Genomic DNA, 23,687 nt, shown 5'->3' with positions numbered 1-23,687 from the left:
GACGGGCTGGTGTTCCCGGGAGTGCGCACGACGCGGTTGCGGGTGTCGCACGCGTTCCATTCGCCGCTCATGGAGCCGATGACCGCCGCGTTCGCCGAGGTGCTGCGGTCCGTGGAGTGGCGGCCGGCGCAGATTCCGATTGTGTCGAACGTGACCGGCGAGTTGATGACCGAGTTCGACGCGGACTACTGGGTTCGGCATGTCCTGGCGACGGTGCAGTTCTACCCGACGCTGGAGTTCTTGCATGGGCGGGGGGTGCGGACGTTCCTTGAGGTCGGGCCGGGTGGTGCGCTCAGTGCGCTGGGGCCGGATTGTGTCGAGGATGCCGCGTTCATTCCGCTGCTGCGGTCCGGTCAGGCGGAGCCTCGGGCGCTGCTGAACGGGCTTGCCCAGGCCCATGTTCGCGGGACGGGGATCGACTTCGCGGCCTACCATCGTGGTGCTGCCGTGCCGGTGCCGACGTATGCGTTCCAGCACCAGCACTACTGGCTCAAGGAGCCCGCGGGCGACGGGCCGCGGTGGCGGTACCGGGTTGCGTGGGAGCCGCTGGCCGACGTGCGGCCCTCGCCGCCGGGGCGCGTGGTCGTGTTGGTGCCGCCCGGGCTCGGGGACCTCGTCTCGCTGCCCGACGCCGAGGTGGTCGAGGGCGGCGTCGCCGAGCTCGTGCAGCTGGTGCAGAAGCTCGACTCGTCGGCCCGGCTCTGGTGCGTGACCCGGGGCGCGGTGCAGGTCGAGGCCGATGACGTGGTCGACCCGGTGCAGGCCCAGGTGTGGGGCGCCGGTCGGGTCGTCGCGCTCGAACATCCGCAGCTCTGGGGCGGCCTCGTCGACGTGGCCGAGGGGGCCGCGGTGGTCCTGCCGTCCGGCGAGGACCAGGTCGCGGTCCGCGCCTCCGGGGTCTACGGACGGCGGGTCGTCCGCGCCGAGGACGACCGCGAATGGGCGCCCGAGGGCACCGTCCTCATCACCGGCGGGACCGGCTCGCTCGGGATGCGGGTGGCTCGGTGGGCCGCGCGGTCGGGGGCGTCCCGGATCGTGCTGGCCAGCCGGCGCGGCGGCTCCGTCGCCGAGGACCTGGGCGTGCCGGTCGAGGTCGTCGCGCTCGACGTGACCGACCGGGATGCGCTGCGGGAGCTGCGGTCCCGGTACGACGACCTCGGGGCGCCGGTCCGCGTCGTCGTGCATGCGGCCGGGGCCGGGCAGGGCACGCCGCTCGCCGAGATGACCGCCGACGAGGTCGAGCGGGTCATGCGGGCCAAGGCCGACGGGGCGACGAACCTCGACGCCGTCTTCGGGGACGTCTCCGCGTTCGTGATGTTCTCCTCCATCGCCGGGATCTGGGGCAGCGGCGGGCAGGCGGCCTACGCCGCGGCCAACGCCCACCTCGACGCACTCGCCGCCCGGCGGCGGTCCCGCGGGCTCGCCGCCTCCGCGATCGCCTGGGGCCCGTGGGCCGACGGTGGCATGGCGGACGAGGACGCGCTGCGGCTGCGCGGACTGCCGGCCATGGACCCGGATCTCGCCATCGCCGCGCTGGCCGCCACCGCGCCCGACCGCGACGCCATCGTCGCCGATGTCGACTGGGGGCGGTTCCTGCCGACGTTCACCAGCCGGCGCGGCAGCTCGCTGTTCGCCGCGTTCGCCGAGGCGCCAGAGGAACGGCCGGCCACCGCGGGCCCGGACCCGTCGGCCGAGCTGCGCGGGCGGCTGGCCGAGGCGAACGCGGGCGATCAGGAACGGATGCTGCTCGAGCTGGTGCGCGACGAGGCCGCGCGGGTGCTCGGCCACGCCACGGCCGAGGCCGTCAAGCCGCGGCGAGGCTTCACGGAGCTGGGGTTCGACTCGCTGCTGGCGGTACAGATGCGGGATCGAATGAAGGCGAGGACGGGCCTTCGGCTGCCGACGACCCTGGTCTTCGACTATCCGACGCCGGCCGACCTCGCCCGGCACCTCGGGACGCAGCTCGTGGCCGACACCGGACCCAGAACCGTGGCCGAGGCGATCGCCCAGCTGGAGCGGATGCTGGCCCGGCAGCCGCTCGACGCGCGGGCCGATGCCGAGCTGGTGCAGCGGCTCAGCACGCTCGCCGCCGTGGCCGCACCGGCCCCCGAAGCCGACGCCTCCGTGGCCCTGGAATCGGCCAGCGCCGACGAGATTCTCGACCTCATCCAGCGCGAGTTCGGCAAGTCCTGACGGCCGTTCCGGCAGGGCTTCCGGCAGGGCTTCCGGCAGGGGCTCCTGAGGGGTGCCTAGGGGTTGGGGCCGTTGATCGGCGCTCAGTAGGGTCACGTTGACCAGGCGTCCCATCGGTGGTCGCAAGCCATGACGCGCGGGCGCGGGACACACATGACGTCTGCATATTCTCGGAGTGGGTGCGTCCATGGCTGATGACGAGAAGCTTCTCGAGAATCTCAGGTGGGTCACCGGCGAGCTTCGGCAGGCGCGCACCCGCGTGCGCGAGCTCGAGGCCGAGGCCCACGAGCCGATCGCCATCGTCGGCATGGGATGCCGCTACCCGGGCGGGATCGAGACGCCCGAGCAGCTGTGGGACTTCGTCGCGGCCGGCGCCGACGCGGTGGGGCCGTTCCCGGACGACCGCGGCTGGGACCTGGCGGCGCTGTACGACCCGGACCCCGACCACGCCGGCACCTCCTACGCGAACCAGGGCGCGTTCCTGCACGGCGCCGGGGACTTCGACGCCACCCTGTTCGGCATCTCCCGGCGCGAGGCCCTCGCCATGGACCCGCAGCAGCGGCTGCTGCTGGAGGTCTCGTGGGAGGCCTTCGAACGCGCCGGGATCGACGTGTCGAGCCTGCACCGCAGCCGTACCGGCGTCTTCGTCGGCACGGCCGGCCAGGACTACGCCACCGTGCTGCGCAACCCGCCCGAGGGTGTCGAGGGCTACGTCCTCACCGGCACCGCCGCCAGCGTCATCTCGGGCCGGCTGGCGTACACCTTCGGCTTCGAGGGCCCCGCCGTCACCATCGACACCGCCTGCTCGTCGTCGCTGGTCGCCCTGCACCTGGCGAGCCAGGCGCTGCGCCGCAACGAGTGCTCGCTCGCGATCGCCGGCGGCGTCACCGTGCTCGCCACCCCGGGCGCCTTCGTGGAGTTCTCCCGCCAGCGCGGCCTCGCCGCCGATGGGCGCTGCAAGTCCTTCGCGGCCGCGGCCGACGGCACCGGCTGGGCCGAGGGCGCCGGCGTCCTCGTCCTCGAGCGCCTGCGCGACGCCCAGCGGCTCGGCCACCCGATCCTCGCCGTCGTGCGCGGCTCCGCCGTGAACCAGGACGGCGCCAGCAGCGGGCTCACCGCCCCGAACGGCCCGTCGCAGCAGCGCGTCATCCAGCAGGCCCTCGCCGACGCCCGGCTCACGACCGCGGACGTCGACGCCGTCGAGGCGCACGGCACCGGCACCCGCCTCGGCGACCCCATCGAGGCGCAGGCGCTGCTGGCCACCTACGGGCAGGACCGGGACCGTCCACTGTGGCTCGGCTCGGTCAAGTCGAACATCGGGCACACGCAGGCCGCGGCCGGGGTCGCGGGCGTCATCAAGATGGTCCAGGCGCTGCACCACGGGGTGCTGCCCCGGACCCTGCACGCGGCCGAGCCGACGCCGCACGTGGACTGGGACGCGGGGGCGGTGTCGCTGCTCAACGCGGACGTGCCGTGGCCCGCGGCGGAGCGGCCGCGCCGGGCCGGGGTGTCGTCGTTCGGCATGAGCGGTACCAACGCGCACGCCATCATCGAGGAGCCGCCCTCAATCGAGCCCGGTGAGGCGGCCCCGGCCGCATCCCTGCCGGTGACGCCGGTCGTGCTCTCCGGCGCGGACGAGCGGGCCCTCGCCGGGCAGGCCGCGCGCTGGGCCGGCTGGCTCCGGGACGCTCCGGCGGTGGCGCTCGCGGACATCGGATGGTCCTCGGTCGCGTCGCGGTCGGCGCTCGACCACCGCGCCGTGGTCCTGGCCTCCGACCGCGACGGGCTGCTGGCCGGCTTGTCCGACCTCACCGGCGCGGTGGTCGGCCTCGCGACCCCGCAGCGCCGGGTCGGTGTGCTGTTCTCGGGCCAGGGCGCCCAGCGGGCCGGCATGGGTTCCACGCTCGACTTCCCGGTGTTCAACCGGGTCTATGCCGAGGTGTGTGCGCATTTCGGTGAGCTGCCGGATGAGCGGATCGACGAGACCGAGGTCACGCAGCCGGCGTTGTTCGCGATCGAGGTGGCCCTTTACGAGCAGTTGAGGGCGTGGGGCCTCAACCCGGCGGTCGTTGGCGGTCATTCGATCGGCGAGCTGGTAGCGGCCTACGTGGCCGGGGTGTGGTCGCTGGAAGACGCGTGCAAGGTGGTCGCGGCCCGGGCTCGGTTGATGCAGGCCTTGCCGGTCGGCGGGGGAATGCTGGCGGTCGGCGCTCCGGTCGAAGATGTGCCTGAGGGCGTGTCGGTGGCGGCGATCAATGGGCCGAATTCGTGGGTCCTGTCGGGGCCGGCCGATCTTCTGCCCGAGTTCCCTGGGGTCCGGACGAGCCGGCTGCGGGTTTCGCATGCGTTCCACAGCGCGTTGATGGAGCCGATGCTGGACGAGTTCCGCGCGGTCCTCGACACCGTCACGTTCAACGCGCCGCAGATTCCGATCGTTTCCAACGTCACCGGTGGGCTGATCGCCGAGTTCGACGCCGACTACTGGGTGCGGCATGTTCGCGGCACGGTGTTGTTTGCCGACAACGTGGCCGCCATGCGTGCCGAGGGCGTTGACACCTTCGTTGAGGTCGGGCCGGACGCGATTCTCGCGCCGCATCTGCCGTCCGATGACGCGGTGGTGGTCGCCTCGCTGCGGCGCGACCGCGACGAGGCCGAGTCGCTGCTGCGGGCCGTCTCCGGGCTGTTCGTCGCCGGGGTCGACATCGACTGGAGCGCGGTCCTCGGCGGCGGGCGGAAGATCGACCTGCCGACCTACGCGTTCCAGCGCGAGCGCTACTGGCTGGAGAACACGGCCGTCCGGAACCTCTCCGGCGCCGGTCACCCGCTGCTCGACTCGGTCATCCGGCTCGCCGGCGACGACGTCGTCCTCGCGACCGGCCGGCTCTCGCTCGCCGCCCAGCCCTGGCTCGGCGACCACGTGGTCGGCGGGGCCGTGGTCGTGCCCGGCACGGCGCTGGTCGAGATGGTGGTGCGGGCCGGCGACGAGGTCGGCGCGGGCGCCCTCAGCGAGCTGACCCTCCTCAACCCCCTGGTCCTGCCGCCGGCCGGGGGCGTGACCGTGCAGATCCAGGTGGGCGAGACCGTCACGGTGTACTCCCGCCAGGACGACGACCCCGACTGGACCCGCCACGCCGAGGGCACGTTCGGCGGCGCGGACACCCCCGCCCCCACGCTCACGTGGCCCCCGGCGGCCGCCGCCGAGGTGCCCGTCGACGACTGGTACTCGCACACGGCCGTTTCGTACGGCCCGGCGTTCCAGGGCCTGCGCCGCCTCTGGCGCGGCGACGGCGAGGTCTACGCCGAGGTCGCCCTGAGCGGCCCGGCCGCCGATACGGCGGGCGCGTTCGCGGTGCACCCGGCGCTGCTCGACGCGGCCCTGCACCCGGTCGGCCTGCTCGACCCCGCGGCCGGGTTGCCGTTCGTGTTCGGCGGGGTCCGTGTGCACGCCACCGGTGCTACGGCGCTGCGGGTGCGGGTCCGCGGTGACGCCGGGTCCGGGTTCGAGGTCGTCGCGGCCGACGAGTCCGGCCAGCCGGTCGTGTCCATCGACCGCGTCGTGCTGCGCGAGGTCGCCGCCGGCCCGGTCCGCGACCGGGCCGCGTCCCGCTGGCTGTTCGAGCTGGACTGGCGGCCCCGCGAGGTCGGCCCGGCCGAGCTTCCCGCCGACGTCGACGTGTGGCGGATGGCCCCCGGGACCTCGATGGACCTGGTGCTGGAGCGGGTGCGGGAGACGCTGGCCGGCTCGGGCCGCCTGGTCGTGGTGACCGAGGGCGCGGTCGGCCGGATCACGGACCTCGACGCCGCGTCGGCGTGGGGGCTGGTGCGCTCGGCGTCCTCCGAGCATCCCGGACGCTTCACGCTGGTCGACGGCGACGCGGCACCGGAACTGCTGGGCGGCCTGATCGCGACCGGGATCGGTGAGGCGGCGGTCCGGGACGGCTCGGTACTGGTGCCGAGCCTGACGCGAGCCGCGGGCCTGGAGACGCCGGACGGTCTCTGGCGGCTCGAGAACCGGGGCACCGGCACGGTCGAGGGCGTGGACCTCGTCGGCTACTCGCGCGCCGAGCTCGGCCCGGACGAGGTGCGGGTCGAGGTCCGCGCCGCCGGGCTCAACTTCCGTGACGCGCTCATCGCCCTCGGCATGTACCCGGACCCGGCCGCGACGATGGGCAGCGAGGCCGCCGGCGTGGTGGTCGAGGTCGGCTCGGACGTCACCGGCCTGGCCGTCGGCGACCGGGTCATGGGCGTGTTCGACGCGGCGATCGGGCCGGAGGCGGTCGCGGACCGCAACCGCGTGGCCCGCTTCCCGGACGGCTGGACGTTCGCGCAGGCGGCGTCGGTACCGGTCGTCTTCCTCACGGCCTACTACGGTCTGCGGGACGTGGCGGCCCTGGCACCCGGCGAGTCGGTGCTCATCCACTCCGGGGCCGGTGGCGTGGGGATGGCCGCGATCCAGCTGGCGCATCACTGGGGTGCGACGGTGTACGCCACCGCGAGTCCCGCGAAGTGGCCCACGGTTGTCGGTCTGGGTGTGGACGAGTCGAGGCTGGCGTCGTCGCGCACGACGGAGTTCGAGGCGAAGTTCGCGCCGGGTGTCGATGTCGTCCTGAACGCGCTGACGGGCGAGTTCATCGACGCGTCCCTGCGGCTGCTGCCGCCGGGCGGTCGGTTCGTGGAGCTGGGCAAGGCCGACCTGCGCGACCCGGAAGGCCTCGCCTACACGGCCTTCGACCTCGGCGACGTCCCGGGACCACGCATCCGGGAAATGCTGACCGAGCTCGTCACCCTCTTCGAGCGGGGCGTGCTGGAGCCGCTGCCGATCCAGGCCTTCGAGGTCCACAAGGCCCCCGACGCCCTGCGGATGCTGTCCCAGGCCAGGCACATCGGCAAGGTCGTGCTGACCCTGCCCCGCCGCTGGGACCCGGACGGCACGGTGCTGATCACCGGCGGCGGGACCATCGCCGGCGTCATCGCCCGGCACCTGCTGGACAGCGGGACGGTCGCCCGGGTGGTGCAGGCCTCGCGGCACGGCGAGGTCGTGTGCGACGTGCGCGACCGCGACGCGGTGTTCGCGCTCGTCGAGTCGATCCCGGACCTGACCGCCGTCGTGCACACGGCCGGCGTGCTCGCCGACACCCTGGTCGAGTCCATGACCGCCGACGACCTCGACACGGTCGCCGGACCCAAGGTCGACGGCGCCCGGCACCTCCACGAGGCCACCGCGGGCCGCGACCTGGCCGGGTTCGTCCTCTTCTCCTCCCTCGCCGCCACCATCGGCAGCCCCGGCCAGGGCAACTACGCGGCCGCCAACGCTTACCTCGACGCCCTCGCCCAGCTCCGCCACCAACAGGGCCTCCCCGCGACCAGCCTCGCCTGGGGCATGTGGGCCCAGACCGGCGGCATGAGCTCCGGCCTCGACGCCGGCGCGCAGGGACGCCTCTCGGCCGGCGGCATGGTCCCGCTGGAGGCCGACCAGGGCGCGGCCCTCTTCGCCGCCGCCGTGCGCTCCGGCCGGCCGTTGCTGATCCCCGCCCGGCTGGAGGCCCCGCGCCCCGGCGCGACGGTCCCCCCGATGCTGCGCGACGTGTTCGGTACCGCCCGCCCCCGCGCCCAGGCCGCCCCGGCGACGACCACGACGCTGACCGACCGCCTCACCGGACTCGCCCCCGCCGACGCCCAGCGGCTCGTCGTCGACACCGTCTGCGCCCAGTCCGCCCTGGTCCTCGGCCACGGCGGCGGCACCGCGATCGCGGCCACCCGGGCCTTCAAGGACCTCGGCTTCGACTCCCTCACCTCGGTCGAGCTGCGCAACCGCCTCGCGACGCTGACCGGCGTGCGGCTGCCGGCCACCCTCGTCTTCGACCACCCCACCCCGAACCGGCTCGCCGCGCACCTCCTGCGCGAGCTCGACCTGACCACCGCCGACGCGCTCCCGGCGGCCCCGGCCCCGGCCGCGGCCCCCGCGGACGGCCCGATCGTCGTCATCGGCATGGCGTGCCGCTTCCCGGGCGGCGTCACCACCCCGGACGAGCTGTGGAACCTCGTGCGCGACGGCGTGGACGCCATCGACGGGTTCCCGGTGGACCGGGGCTGGGACCTCGACCGGCTCGGGGACGCCTCCCACACGCGGCGGGGCGGGTTCCTGCGGGACGCGGCCCTGTTCGACCACGCGTTCTTCGGCATCAGCCCGCGCGAGGCCCTGGCGATGGACCCGCAGCAGCGGCTCCTGCTGGAGACCACGTGGGAGGCGTTCGAGAACGCCGGCATCGACCCCGCCACCCAGGCGGGCCGCCCGACGGGCGCGTTCATCGGCGCGGCCTCCTCGAACTACGCCGCCGGAGCCGAGCAGACCGCCCTCGACGGGCACCTGCTCACCGGTACCGCCGGCAGCGTCGCCAGCGGCCGCCTCTCCTACGTGTTCGGGCTCGAAGGACCGGCCGTCACCGTCGACACCGCGTGCTCCTCCTCGCTCGTCGCCCTGCACCTCGCCGCCCAGTCGCTGCGGCAGGGGGAGTGCACCCTGGCCGTCGCGGCCGGAGCGGCGATCATGGCCACGCCCGGCATGTTCACCGAGTTCTCCCGCCAGGGCGGCCTGTCCACCGACGGCCGGTGCAAGTCGTTCGCTGGCGCCGCGGACGGGACGGGCTGGGCCGAGGGCGTCGGCGTGCTCCTCGTCGAGCGCCTCTCGGACGCGCGGCGGCTCGGGCACCCGATCCTCGCCGTCGTCGCCGGCTCCGCGGTGAACCAGGACGGCGCCTCCAACGGGCTCACCGCCCCGAACGGACCGTCGCAGCAGCGCGTCATCCGCCAGGCCCTCGCCGGCGCCGGGCTCAAACCGTCCGATGTGGACGCCGTCGAGGCCCACGGCACCGGCACGGTGCTCGGCGACCCGATCGAGGCCCAGGCCGTCCTCGCCACCTACGGCCAGGACCGCCCCGGCGACCGCCCGCTGTGGCTCGGCTCGATCAAGTCGAACATCGGGCACGCCCAGGCCGCCGCCGGGGTCGCCGGCATCATCAAGATGATCCAGGCCATGCGCCACGGCGTGCTCCCGCGGACCCTGCACGTCGACGAGCCCACGCCCCACGTCGACTGGACCGCCGGCGCCGTCGCGCTGCTCACCGAGCCGCAGGCGTGGCCCTCGTCGGACCGGCCCCGCCGGGCCGGGGTCTCGTCGTTCGGGATCAGCGGCACCAACGCCCACGTGATCCTCGAGGAGCCGCCCGCCGCCGTCGCCCCGGCGCCGGAGCCGTCCCCGGTCGGGCTGGTGCCGTCGGTCGTCCCGCTGCCCGTCTCCGGCCGCGGCGAGGCCGCGCTACGCGCCCAGGCCGCCCGGCTGCACACGGCCCTCACCGGCGAGCCCGGACTCGGACTCCTCGACCTCGGCCACTCGCTCGCCGCGACGCGCGCCCGGCACTCGCACCGGTCCGCGCTCGTCGTGCGGACCCGGGACGAGGCCGTCGACGCGCTCGCCCGGCTGGCGGGGGAGCCGGCCGCCGCCGAGTCCGCCGAGGACCCGGGGCCGATCGTCTTCGTGTTCCCGGGCCAGGGCTCGCAGTGGGAGGGCATGGCCGTCGACCTGCTCGACGCCTCGCCGGTCTTCCGGGACCGCCTGCACGCGTGCGCCGCGGCCCTCGCCCCGCACGTCGACTGGGTGCTCGAGGACGTGCTGCGCGGCCGTCCCGGAGCGGCGTCCCTCGACCGGGTCGACGTCGTCCAGCCGGCCCTGTTCGCGGTGATGGTTTCCCTCGCCGAGCTCTGGCGGGCCTGCGGGGTCCGGCCGGACGTCGTCGTCGGGCACTCGCAGGGCGAGATCGCCGCGGCCTGCGTCGCCGGGGCCCTGTCCCTCGAGGACGCGGCCCGGATCGTCGCCGTGCGCAGCCGCGCGCTGGTCCCGCTCGGCGGCCGCGGTGGGATGCTCGCGGTCTCCGTGTCCGAGGCGGACGCGGCCGCGCTGATCGCACCGTGGGGCGACGAGCTGTCGATCGCGGCGGTGAACGGTACCGCCGCCGCCGTCGTCTCCGGCGCCCTCGAAGCACTGTCGGCGCTCGAAGCGGTCTGCGCCGAGCGGGACATCCGGTTCCGGCGGCTGCCCGTCGACTACGCCTCGCACTCCGCGCAGGTGGAGCCGGTCCGCGACGAGCTGCTCGCGGCCCTCGCCGGCGTCGAGCCGCGCCTCTCCGGCATCGCGTTCTACTCGACGGTCACCGCCGGGCTCGCCGACACCGGGTCGCTCGACGCCGAGTACTGGTACGACAACCTCCGCCGCCCCGTCCGCCTCCAGCCGGTCGTGAGCCGCCTCATCGAGGCCGGCCACCGCGTCTTCGTCGAGGTGTCCCCGCACCCGGTGCTCAAGGCCGGCCTGCAGGAGGACCTCGACGCCGCCGCCGGCCTGGCCGTCGGCTCGCTGCGCCGGCACGAGGACGGCGCCCGGGAGCTGATGACGAACGCCGCCGAGCTGTTCGAGCACGGCGTCGACGTCGACTGGACCGCGCTCTTCGCCGGCTCCGGCGGCCGCCCGGTGCCGCTGCCCACGTACGCGTTCCAGCGGGAGCGCTTCTGGCTGGCCGCGGGCGGGCTCGGCGACGTGTCGGGCGCCGGCCTGGGCGTCACCGGCCACCCCCTGCTCGGCGCGGTCGTGTCGGTCGCGGGCGACGGCGGCGTGCTGCTCACCGGCCGGCTGTCGCTGGCGGCCCAGCCCTGGCTCGCGGACCACGTGGTCGGCGGCGCGGTCGTCGTGCCCGGCGCCGCGCTGGTCGAGATGGTGGTGCGGGCCGGGGACGAGGTCGGCGCCGCCGCCCTGGACGAGCTGACCCTCGTGGCGCCGCTGGTCGTGCCGCCGACCGGCGGGGTGACCGTGCAGATCCACGTGGGCGAGACCGTCACGGTGTACTCCCGCCCCGACGACGACCCCGACTGGACCCGCCACGCCGAGGGCACCTTCGGCGACGCGGACACCCCGGCCCCCACGTTCGCCTGGCCCCCGGCCGGCGCGGCCGACGTGCCCGTGGACGACTGGTACGCCCGCTCCGCCGTCTCCTACGGGCCGGCGTTCCAGGGCCTGCGGCGCCTCTGGCGCACCGGCGACGCGGTGTACGCCGAGATCGCCATCGACGGCCTCGCCACCGACGCGTTCGCGATCCACCCCGCGCTGCTCGACGCCGCCCTGCACCCGATCGGCCTGCTCGACCCCGCGGCCGGCCTACCGTTCGTGTTCGGCGGCGTCCGCATTCACGCCACCGGTGCTACGGCGCTGCGCGTGCGGGTCCGCGGTGACGCCGAGTCCGGGTTCGAGGTCGTCGCGGCCGACGAGTCCGGCCAGCCGGTCGTGTCCATCGACCGCGTCGTGCTGCGCGAGCCCGCCGACGACCGTACGGCCGACCGGTGGGTCTTCGAGCTGGACTGGCAGCCGCGCCCGGTCGGCCCGGCCGAGCTTCCCGCCGACGCGGACGTGTGGCGGGTGGCCCCCGGCACCTCGATGGACCTGGTGCTGGAGCGGGTGCGGGAAACCCTCGCCGGCTCGGGCCGCCTGGTCGTGGTGACCGAGGGCGCGGTCGGCCGGATCACCGACCTCGCGAGCGCGTCCGCGTGGGGCCTGGTGCGCTCGGCGTCTTCGGAGCATCCCGGACGCTTCACGCTGGTCGACGGCGACGCGGCACCCGAACTGCTGGGCGGCCTGATCGCGGCCGGGATCGTTGAGGCGGCGGTCCGCGACGGCTCGGTGCTCGTGCCGAGCCTGGCCCGTTCGGCCGGCCTCCCGGCGCCGGACGGACTCTGGCGCCTCGCGAGCCTGGGCGCCGGAACCGTGGACGGCGTCGGGCTCGTCGGCTTCGACCGCCCGGCCCTCGACGCCGGTCAGGTTCGGGTCGAGGTCCGCGCCGCCGGGCTCAACTTCCGTGACGTGCTCATCGCCCTCGGCATGTATCCCGACCCCGACGCGGTCATGGGCAGCGAGGCCGCCGGCGTGGTCGCCGAGCTCGGCCCCGGCGTCACGGATCTGGCCGTCGGCGACCGGGTCATGGGCATGTTCGACGGCGCCGCCGGTCCGGAGGCGATCACGGCCCGGGACCGTCTGGTGCGGTTCCCCTCCGGCTGGACGTTCGCGCAGGCGGCGTCGGTACCGGTCGTCTTCCTCACGGCCTACTACGGTCTGCGAGACCTCGCGGGCCTCTCCGCCGGCGAGTCGGTGCTGATCCACTCCGGCGCCGGTGGCGTGGGCATGGCCGCGATCCAGCTGGCGCACCACTGGGGTGCGACCGTGTACGCCACCGCCAGCCCGGCGAAGTGGCCGACGGTTCTGGGCTTGGGTGTGGACGAGTCGAGGCTGGCGTCGTCGCGCACGACGGAGTTCGAGGCGAAGTTCGCGCCGGGTGTCGATGTCGTCCTGAACGCGCTGACGGGCGAGTTCATCGACGCGTCCCTGCGGCTGCTGCCGCCGGGTGGCCGGTTCGTGGAGCTGGGCAAGGCCGACCTGCGCGACCCGGAAGGCGTCCGGTACAACGCCTTCGACCTGGGCCACGTGCCCGGCGCCCGCATCCAGGAAATGCTGCTCGACATCGTCGGCCTCTTCGAGCGGGGCGCGCTCGCGCCGCTGCCGATCCAGGCCTTCGACGTGCACAAGGCCCCCGACGCCCTGCGGATGCTGTCTCAGGCACGGCACACCGGCAAGCTGGTGCTGACCCTCCCGCGCCGCTGGGACCCGGACGGCACGGTCCTCATCACCGGCGGCGGGACCATCGCCGAGGTCATCGCCCGGCACCTGCTCGACAGCGGCACGGTCGCCCGGGTCGTGCAGGCCTCGCGGCACGGCGACGTCGTGTGCGACGTGCGCGACCGCGACGCCGTGTTCGCGCTCGTCGACTCCATCCCGGACCTGACCGCGATCGTGCACACCGCCGGCGTCATCGGCGACACGCTCGTCGAGTCCATGACGCCCGACGACCTCCACACCGTCGCCGCCCCGAAGGTGGACGGGGCCCGGCACCTGCACGAGGCCACCGCGCACCGCGACCTGGCCGGATTCGTGCTGTTCTCCTCGATCGCCGCCACCCTCGGCAGCCCGGGACAGGGCAACTACGCGGCCGCCAACGCCTACCTCGACGCGCTCGCGCACCACCGGCGGCAGCAGGGCCTCCCGGCGACCAGCCTCGCCTGGGGCCTGTGGGAGCGGACCAGCGCCATGACCGCGCACGTCAGCGAGCGCGCCGTCGCCGCGATCACCGACGCGCAGGGCGTCGCGCTGTTCGACGCCGCCCGGCGGGTCGACGCGCCGCACATGGTGCTGCTGCCGTTGTCGGGGAAGCGTTCGGCGGTACCGGAGGATCAGATCCCGCCGCTCCTGCGTGACCTGGTCCGGGGCCGCGGCACCCGCCGCCGCGTCGCCGCCGCGGCGGACACGGCCTCGGCCCGCGACCGGCTGGCCGCGCTCGCCCCCGACGAGCGCCGCGCCCGGCTCGTCGAGCTGGTGTCGGCCGCCGCCGCCTCGGTGCTCGGGTTCTCCTCCGCCGAGCTCCTCCAGCCGCACCGGCCGTTCAAGGACATCGGCTTCGACTCCCTCACCTCCGTCGAGCTGCGCAACCGGCTCGGCGCCGCGACCGGGCTGCGGCTGCCGACCACGCTCGCCTTCGACTACCCGACCCCGGCCGCGCTCGCCGAGCACCTCGACCGCGAGATCGCCGGCGCGCCGGCCGAGCAGCGGCCGGTGCTCGTCGCCGCGGCGACCGACGAGCCCATCGCGATCGTCGGCATGAGCTGCCGCTTCCCCGGCGGTGTCGGCTCGCCCGACGACCTGTGGGAGCTGGTGTCGTCCGGCACCGACGCGATCGGCGACTTCCCGGCCGACCGCGGCTGGGGCGTCGAAGCGGTCGGGGACGGGGCGATCCGGCAGGGCGGGTTCCTGCACGACGCCGCCGACTTCGACGCCGAGTTCTTCGGCATCAACCCGCGCGAGGCCCTCGCCATGGACCCGCAGCAGCGGCTGCTGCTCGAGGGCTCCTGGGAGGCGATCGAACGCGGCGGAATCGACCCGACAAGCCTGCGCGGCACCCGCACCGGCGTGTTCGTCGGCCTGATCTACCACGACTACGCGTCGCGGGCCACGGGCGGGTCGGGCGAGCTCGACGGGTACATCGGCAACGGCAGCGCGGGCAGCATCGCGTCGGGCCGGATCGCGTACACCTTCGGCCTGGAAGGCCCGGCCGTCACCGTCGACACCGCGTGCTCGTCCTCGCTCGTGGCGCTGCACCTGGCCGCCCAGTCGCTGCGGCACCACGAGTGCGACGCCGCCCTCGTCGGCGGCGTCACCGTCATGTCGACGCCGGGCATGCTCGCCGAGTTCGCGCGGCAGGGCGGCCTCTCGCCCGACGGCCGGTGCAAGGCCTTCGGCTCCGGCGCCCGGGGCACCGGCTTCGCCGAGGGCGTCGGCATGCTGCTCGTCGAGCGGCTCTCCGACGCCCGCCGCCACGGCCACACCGTCCTCGCCGTCGTGCGCGGCTCGGCCATCAACCAGGACGGCGCCAGCAGCGGCCTGACCGCCCCGAACGGCCCCGCGCAGCAGCGGGTCATCCGGCAGGCGCTCGCGACCGCCGGGCTGGCCCCGTCCGACGTGGACGCCGTCGAGGCCCACGGCACCGGCACGACGCTCGGCGACCCGATCGAGGCCCAGGCCCTGCTCGCCACCTACGGGCAGGACCGCGAGCACCCCCTGTACCTCGGCTCCGTCAAGTCGAACATCGGCCACGCGCAGGCCGCCGCCGGAGTCGCCGGGGTCATCAAAATGGTCCTGGCGATGCGGCACGGGGTGCTGCCCCGGACCCTGCACGTGGACGAGCCGACGTCGCACGTGGACTGGTCGGCCGGGCGGGTGGCGCTGCTGGCCGAGCCGCAGTCGTGGCCGGCCCTCGACCGCCCGCGCCGCGCCGCCGTGTCGTCGTTCGGCATCAGCGGCACCAACGCCCACGTGATCCTGGAGTCCGTCGAGCAGCCGGCCCCCGAGCCGGTGGAGGCTTCCGCGCTGGTGCCATTGGTGGTGTCGGCCCGTTCGGCGGAGGCCGCTCGTGCGTACGCCGATCGCCTGACCCCGGGGCCGGACACCGGTCGTTCGCTGCTGTCTCGGGCCCGGTTCGACCACCGCATGGTCCTGCTGCCCGGCGAACCGGTGACGGGCACGGCCACAACTCGCCGGGTCGGCGTCGTGTTCTCGGGCCAGGGCGCCCAGCGGGCCGGGATGGGTGCCGGTCTCGACTTCCCGGTGTTCAACCGGGTCTACGCCGATGTACGCGCGCACTTCGGTGAGCTGCCGGATGAGCGGATCGACGAGACCGAGGTCACGCAGCCGGCGTTGTTCGCGTTCGAACTTGCGTTGTATGCGCAGTTGAGGGCGTGGGGCCTGAACCCGGCGGTCGTCGGCGGGCACTCGATCGGCGAGCTGGTAGCGGCGTATGTGGCCGGTGTCTGGTCGCTGGAAGACGCCTGCAAGGTGGTCGCGGCCCGGGCTCGGCTGATGCAGGCTCTTCCGGCCGGTGGGGGAATGCTCGCGGTCGGAGCGCCCGTTCACCAGGTCCCGGACGGTGTTTCGGTGGCGGCGATCAACGGGCCGAACTCGTGGGTGCTGTCGGGTCCCGCCGATCTGCTGCCCGAGTTCCCCGGGGTCCGGACGAGCCGGCTGCGGGTTTCGCATGCGTTCCACAGCGCGTTGATGGAGCCGATGCTGGACGAGTTCCGCGCCGTCCTCGACACCGTCACCTTCAATCCGCCGCAGATCCCCATCGTTTCGAACGTGACCGGTGGGCTCATCACCGAGTTCGACGCCGACTACTGGGTGCGGCATGTGCGGGGCACGGTGCTGTTTGCCGACAACGTGGCTGCCATGCGTGCCGAGGGTGTTGACACCTTTGTTGAGGTCGGGCCGGACGCCGTTCTGGTGCCGCATCTGCCGGCCGACGACGCCGTAGTGGTCGGCACGTTGCGGCGGAACCGGGACGAGCGCGAGGCGCTGCTGCGGGCCGTGGCCGAGCTGTTCGTGGCCGGCGTCGACATCGACTGGAGCACCACGTTCACCGGCGGGCGAGCCGTCGAGCTGCCGACCTACGCCTTCCAGCGGCGGCGCTACTGGCTGGAGAACACGGCCGTCGGCGATGTCTCCGGGGCCGGGCTGGGCGTGACCGGCCACCCGCTGCTCGGCGCCGTCATGTCCGTGGCCGGCGACGGTGGCGTGGTGCTGACCGGGCGGCTCTCGGTCGCGGCCCAGCCCTGGCTCGCCGACCACGTCGTCGGCGGGGCCGTGGTCGTGCCCGGTACCGCGCTGGTCGAGATGGTGGTCCGGGCCGGGGACGAGGTCGGCGCGGTCATGCTCGACGAGCTGACGCTGGTCGCGCCGCTCGTGCTGCCGTCCGCCGGGAGCGTCGCCGTCCAGGTGCGCGTCGGCGAGGCGGACGCGACGGGCCGGCGCTCGGTGACGGTGCACTCGCGCCTCGACGACGGCGACGAGTGGACGCGGCACGCCGACGGGTCGCTCGGCGCCGCCGACGACCACGGGACCTCCTTCGAGCGGCCGGCCGACGCCGCGGAGGTGCCGATCGGCGACTGGTACGCGCCCGGCGCCGTCACCTACGGGCCGACGTTCCAGGGGCTTCGGCGGGTCTGGCGCGGCGGCGACGCCGTCTACGCCGAGGTCTCGCTGCCCGCCCCGGCCGGCTCGTTCGCCGTGCACCCGGCGCTGCTCGACGCCGCGCTGCACGCCATCGCCTTCCTCGGCCACGACGGCCCCGCGGGCGACGGCGCCTGGCTGCCGTTCGTGTTCGGCGGGGTCCGGGTCCACGCCGCCGGCGCCACGGCCCTGCGGGTCCGCGTCCGCGGCGACGTCGCCACCGGGGTCGAGGTCGTCGCCGTCGACGAGACCGGGCAGCCGGTCGTGTCCATCGAGCGGGTCGTGCTCCGCGCGCTCACCACCGACCTCACCGCCGACCGTACCGCCGGCCGCTGGCTGTTCGAGCTCGGCTGGCAGCCGCGCGAGGTCGACCCCGCCGAGCTCCCCGCCGACGTGGACATGTGGCGGATGGCCCCCGGCACCTCGATGGACCTGGTGCTGGAGCGGGTGCGGGAAACCCTCGCCGGCCCGGGCCGCCTGGTCGTCATGACCCAGGGCGCGGTCGGCCGGATCACCGACCTCGCGAGCGCGTCCGCGTGGGGCCTGGTGCGCTCGGCGTCCGCCGAGCACCCCGGACGCTTCACGCTGGTCGAGGGCGACGCCGCCCCCGAACTCCTCGGCGGCCTGATCGCGGCCGGCATCGGCGAGGCCGCGGTCCGGGACGGCTCGGTCCTCGTCCCCGCCCTGGCCCGAGTCGCCGGCGGCCTGGAGACGCCCGACGGGCCGTGGCGGCTCGTGAACCTCGGCGCCGGGACGGTCGAGGGCGTCGGGCTCGTCGCCTGCGAGCGCCCGGACCTGGAGGCCGGCCAGGTGCGGGTCGAGGTCCGCGCCGCCGGGCTCAACTTCCGTGACGTGCTCATCGCCCTCGGCATGTACCCCGTCCCCGGCGCCGTGATGGGCATCGAGGCCAGCGGCGTGGTCACCGAGGTCGGCCCGGACGTCACCGACCTGGCCGCCGGCGACCGGGTCATGGGCATGTTCGACGGCGCGATCGGCCCGGAGGCGGTGACGGCCCGGGACCGCCTGGTGCGGTTCCCCTCCGGCTGGACGTTCGCGCAGGCGGCGTCGGTACCGGTCGTCTTCCTCACGGCCTACTACGGTCTGCGGGACGTGGCAGGCCTGTCCGACGGCGAGTCGGTGCTGATCCATGCCGGGGCCGGTGGCGTGGGGATGGCCGCGATCCAGCTGGCGCATCACTGGGGTGCGACGGTGTACGCCACCGCGAGTCCCGCGAAGTGGCCCACGGTTGTCGGTCTGGGTGTGGACGAGTCGAGGCTGGCGTCGTCGCGCACGACGGAGTTCGAGGCGAAGTTCGCGCCGGGTGTCGATGTCGTCCTGAACGCGCTGACGGGCGAGTTCATCGACGCGTCCCTGCGGTTGCTGCCGGCGGGCGGCCGGTTCGTGGAGCTGGGCAAGGCCGACCTGCGCGACCCGGAAGGCATTGCCTACCAGGCGTTCGATCTCGGCGACGTACCCGGTCCACGCATCCAGGAGATGCTGCTCGACATCGTCGCCCTGTTCGAGCGCGGCGCCCTCCGGCCCCTGCCCGTCCACGCGTTCGACGCCCGGCGCGCCCCCGACGCGCTGCGCACCCTGTCGCAGGCCCGCCACATCGGCAAGCTGGTGCTGACCCTGCCCCGCCGCTGGGACCCGAACGGCACGGTCCTCATCACCGGCGGCGGCGCCCTCGCCGAGGTCATCGCCCGGCACCTGGTCGACAGCGGCACCGTGGCCCGGGTCGTGCAGGCCTCGCGCCACGGCGAGATCACCTGCGACGTGCGCGACCGCGACGCCGTGTTCGCGCTCGTCGACTCGATCCCCGACCTGACCGCCGTCGTGCACACGGCCGGCGTCATCGCCGACACCGTCGTCGAGTCCATGACGGCGGAGCAGCTCGACGCGGTGCTCGGGCCGAAGGCGGACGGGGCCCGGCACCTGCACGAGGCCACCGCCGGCCGTGACCTGGCCGGGTTCGTGCTCTTCTCGTCGATCGCCGCCACCCTCGGCAGCGCCGGCCAGGCCAACTACGCGGCCGCCAACGCCTACCTCGACGCCCTCGCCCAGCTCCGCCACCAGCAGGGCCTGCCCGCCACGAGCCTCGGCTGGGGCCTGTGGGCGCAGACCGGCGGCATGACCGCCGGCCTCGACGCCGGGGCTCGCGGCCGCATGTCCTCCGGCGGCATCGGGGCCCTGGAGCCCGCCCAGGGCACCGCCCTGTTCGACGCGGCCGTCCACTCGGGACGCCCCGCGCTCGTCGCCGCCCGCCTGGAGGCCCCGCGCGACGGCGCCCCGGTGCTCCCGATCCTGCGAGACCTGTTCGGCAGCGGACGACCCCGCGCCCGGGCCGGCCGCCCCACGGGAACGGACCTGGCCGACCGGCTCGCCGGCCGCGCCCCGGACGACGCACGGCAACTCGTCGTCGACACCGTCTGCGCCCAGGCCGGGCTCGTCCTCGGCGGCGGCACCGCGATCGCGGAGACGAAGGCGTTCAAGGACCTCGGCTTCGACTCGCTCACCTCGGTCGAGCTGCGCAACCGCCTCGCGACGCTGACCGGCCTGCGGCTGCCGGCCACGCTCGTGTTCGACTACCCGACGCCGAACCGGCTGGGCGCGTACATCCTGGACCAGCTGCAACCCAGCGAACCCTCCGCGAGCACGATCCGGCCCGCCGCGCCGGCCCCCGCGGACGACCCGATCGTCATCATCTCGATGGCGTGCCGCTTCCCGGGCGGCGTCACCACCCCGGACGAGCTCTGGACCCTGGTCGACGGCGGCGTCGACGCCATCGACGGGTTCCCGGCCGACCGGGGCTGGGACCTCGACCGGCTCCGCGACACCTCCCACACCCGGCGGGGCGGCTTCCTGCACGACGCGGCCCTCTTCGACCACGCGTTCTTCGGCATCAGCCCGCGCGAGGCGCTTGCCATGGACCCGCAGCAGCGGCTCCTGCTGGAGACCACCTGGGAGGCCTTCGAGAACGCCGGCATCGACCCCACCACCCAGGTCGGCACCCAGACCGGCACGTTCGTCGGCCTCATCCACCACGACTACTTCACCCAGCTGACCGGCTCCGCGGCCGAGGTCGAGGGGTACGTCGCGAACGGCTCCGCCGGCAGCGTGGCCTCGGGCCGGGTGGCGTACGTGTTCGGCCTCGAAGGCCCGGCCGTCACCATCGACACCGCCTGCTCGTCCTCGCTGGTCGCCCTGCACCTGGCCGCCCAGTCGCTGCGCCAGGGGGAGTGCGATCTCGCCCTCGCCGGCGGCGTGACGGTGATGGCCACCCCGGGGGCCTTCGAGGAGTTCTCGCGGCAGCGCGGCCTCTCGGCGGACGGCCGCTGCAAGTCGTTCGCGGGCGCCGCTGACGGCACCGGCTGGTCCGAGGGCGTGGGCGTCCTGCTCGTGGAGCGGCTCTCGGACGCGCGGCGGCTCGGGCACCCGGTCCTCGCCGTGGTCGCCGGCTCGGCCATGAACCAGGACGGTGCCTCCAACGGTCTTACGGCCCCGAACGGCCCGTCGCAGCAGCGCGTCATCCGTCAGGCCCTCGCCAGCGCGGGGCTGAACCCGTCCGACGTGGACGCGGTCGAGGCGCACGGCACCGGCACGACGCTCGGCGACCCGATCGAGGCCCAGGCCGTGCTCGCCACCTACGGCCAGGACCGCGACCGTCCACTGTGGCTCGGCTCCATCAAGTCGAACATCGGGCACGCCCAGGCGGCCGCGGGCGCCGCGGGCATCATCAAAATGGTCATGGCCATGCGCCACGGCGTCCTGCCGCGGACCCTGCACGTGGACGAGCCCACCCCGCACGTCGACTGGTCGGCCGGCTCGGTCTCGCTGCTGACGGAGGCGCAGCCGTGGACCTCGCCGGACCGTCCCCGGCGAGCCGGCATCTCGTCCTTCGGTATCAGCGGCACGAACGCCCACGTGATCCTGGAGTCGGTCGAGCAGCAGGCTCCCGAGCCGGTCGAGTCCTCCTCCCTGGTGCCGCTGGTTGTGTCGGCGCGTTCGGCGGAGGCGGCGCGTGCCTATGCCGATCGCCTGACCCCGGATGCGGACACGGGTCGTTCGCTGCTGTCCCGCGCCCGTCTCGACCACCGGCTGGTCGTGCTGCCGGGTGAGACGGTGACGGGTGTTGCCACGGCCCGCCGGGTCGGCGTGCTGTTCTCGGGTCAGGGCGCCCAGCGGGCCGGGATGGGTTCGACGCTCGACTTCCCGGTGTTCAACCGGGTCCACGCCGAGGTGTGTGCGCATTTCGGTGAGCTGCCGGATGAGCGGATCGACGAAACGGAGATCACGCAGCCGGCGTTGTTCGCGATCGAGGTGGCCCTTTACGAGCAGTTGAAGGCGTGGGGCCTCCAGCCATCGGTGGTCGGCGGGCACTCGATCGGCGAGTTGGTCGCAGCTTACGTGGCCGGTGTCTGGTCGCTGGAGGACGCCTGCAAGGTGGTGGCGGCGCGGGCGAGGTTGATGCAGGCTCTTCCGGCCGGTGGGGGGATGCTCGCGGTCGGAGCGCCCGTTGATCAGGTCCCGGACGGTGTCTCGGTGGCGGCGATCAATGGGCCGGACTCGTGGGTGTTGTCGGGTCCTTCCGATCTGCTTCCCGAGATTCCTGGGGTGCGGACGAGCCGTCTGCGGGTTTCGCACGCGTTCCACAGCGCGTTGATGGAGCCGATGCTGGAGGAGTTCCGCGCGGTTCTGGAAGGCGTCACCTTCAACCCGCCGCAGCTTCCGATCGTCTCCAACGTAACCGGTGGGCTCATCGCCTCGTTTGATGCCGACTACTGGGTCCGGCATGTGCGTGGCACGGTGTTGTTCGCAGACAACGTGGCGGCCATGCGTGCCGAGGGTGTTGACACCTTCGTTGAGGTCGGGCCGGACGCCGTGCTGGTACCGCACCTGCCGGACGATGACGTTGTAGTCGTTGGCACGTTGCGGCGGAACCGGGACGAGTCCGAGACGCTGCTGCGGGCCGTTGCCGAGCTGTTCGTGGCCGGCGTCGACATCGACTGGAGCACCACCTTCACCGGCGGGCGGGTCGCCGGACTGCCGAACTACGCGTTCCAGCGGGTGCGGTTCTGGCCCGAGCCCGCGCCGAAGCCGGCCGAGGACGACTCCTTCTGGTCCGCCGTCGACCGCGCCGACATCGGCGAGCTCGTCGCCCAGCTCGGCGAGCACACCCGGGCCTCGCTCGACACGCTCGTGCCGGCCTTGTCGTCGTGGCGGCAGCAGCGCGGGCGGGGGAAGGTCCTCGACTCGTGGTCGTACCGCACCGAGTGGACCCCCCTGCCCGCCCCGGCCGGCGCCACGCTGACCGGCCGGTGGCTCGTGCTCGGCGACACTGGCAACACAGCCGACATCGCCGCCGACCTGCGCGCGGCCGGAGCCGCCGTCGACACCGACGCGGGCACGCTCGGCGACCTCGGCGGCGTGGTCCTGGTCGAGCCGAACCCGGACGAGCTGCTGGACCTGCTGCGCCGGCTCGACTCGGACGGGTCGGGCGCGAAGGTCTGGTGCGTGACCCGGCGTACCGATGCCGAATCGAGCGTCCTGTGGGGACTCGGCCGGGTCGTCTCGCTCGAGCAGCCGGCCCGATGGGGCGGGCTCATCGACCTCCGCGACGGCGGCGGCATCGCGGGCGTGCTCGCCGGCGGGCCCGAGGACCAGGTCTCGGTCCGCGGACCCGAGGTGTTCGGGCGGCGGCTCGTGCGGGCGCCGCTGGCCTCCGAGCAGTCCTGGACGCCGACCGGCACCGTGCTCATCACCGGCGGCACCGGCGCGCTCGGCGGCCGGATCGCCCGCTGGGTGCTCGGCAACGGCGCCGACCGGGTCGTGCTGCTGTCGCGGCAGGGCGGCCACGCGCCCGGCGCCGACGAGCTCACCGCGCTCGGCAAGGTCGACATCGTCCAGTGCGACATCGCCGACCGCGACGCCCTCGCCCGGGTCGTCGACCCGATCACCGACCTCAGCGCCGTCGTGCACGCGGCCGGCATCCAGGGCGAGTCGATCCCGGTCGCCGAGCTGACGGCGGCTCAGCTGGCGGCGGTACTGCGCCCGAAGGTGACCGGCGCCCTCAACCTCGACGCCGTCACGCGCGACCGGCACCTCGACGCGTTCATCCTCTTCGGCTCGATCGCCGGCACCTGGGGCAGCGCCGGCCAGGCCGCCTACAGCGCCGCCAACGCGGCCCTCGACGGCCTCGCCGCCGACCGCCGCGCCCGCGGCCTCCGCGCGACCTGCGTCGCCTGGGGACCCTGGGCCGACGGCGGGATGGCGACCCCCGAGGCGCAGGAGCACCTGCTGCGCCGCGGCCTCGCGGCGATGGACCCGGACCTCGGCGTCGCCGCGCTCGCCCAGGCCGTCGGGCGGGACCTGACCTCCGTGACCGTCGCCGACGTGCGCTGGGACCGGTTCGCGCCCGCGTTCACCTCGGCCCGGCCCCGCCCGCTCATCGAGGACCTGCCCGAGGTCCGGGACGTGCTCGCCGCGGCCGCCGCGGACGACGACGGCGCGGCCCGGCTGCGCGACCGGCTCGCCGGGCTCGGCCGGCCGGACCAGGACCGGCTGCTGACCGACCTGGTGCGGACCGAGGCCGCGGCCGTCCTGCACGCCGGCGCCACGACCGTCGACGCGCACCGCGCCTTCAAGGAGCTCGGGTTCGACTCGCTCACCGCGGTCGACCTGCGCAACCGGCTCAAGTCCGCGACCGGGCTGAGCCTGCCGACCACCCTCGTCTTCGACCACCCGAGCCCGGCCGCCCTCGCCGCCCACCTTCGCGAGCAGCTGCTCGGCGCCGACGCCGAGCCCGCCGACGCGGCCGAGGCCGAGCTGCGCCGCGTCCTGGCCACCA

General features: G+C 74.6%; 1 protein-coding gene and 1 pseudogene. Both read left to right on the top strand.

Features of this window, described 5'->3' with window-relative positions:
• A partial coding sequence (locus tag ABT369_RS51545) for a type I polyketide synthase (RefSeq protein ID WP_350624900.1) occupies nt 1-2,193 on the top strand: 2,193 nt, incomplete at its 5' end.
• A 199-nt stretch (nt 2,194-2,392) separates the two neighbouring features.
• Nucleotides 2,393-23,623: pseudogene (locus tag ABT369_RS51540) on the top strand (type I polyketide synthase); the annotation flags it as partial.
• Nucleotides 23,624-23,687: the final 64 nt, after the last annotated feature.

It is taken from the genome of Dactylosporangium sp. NPDC000244 (genome assembly GCF_040300725.1).
Lineage (GTDB): Bacteria > Actinomycetota > Actinomycetes > Mycobacteriales > Micromonosporaceae > Dactylosporangium.
This window is presented reverse-complemented; position numbering and strand designations above follow the sequence as displayed.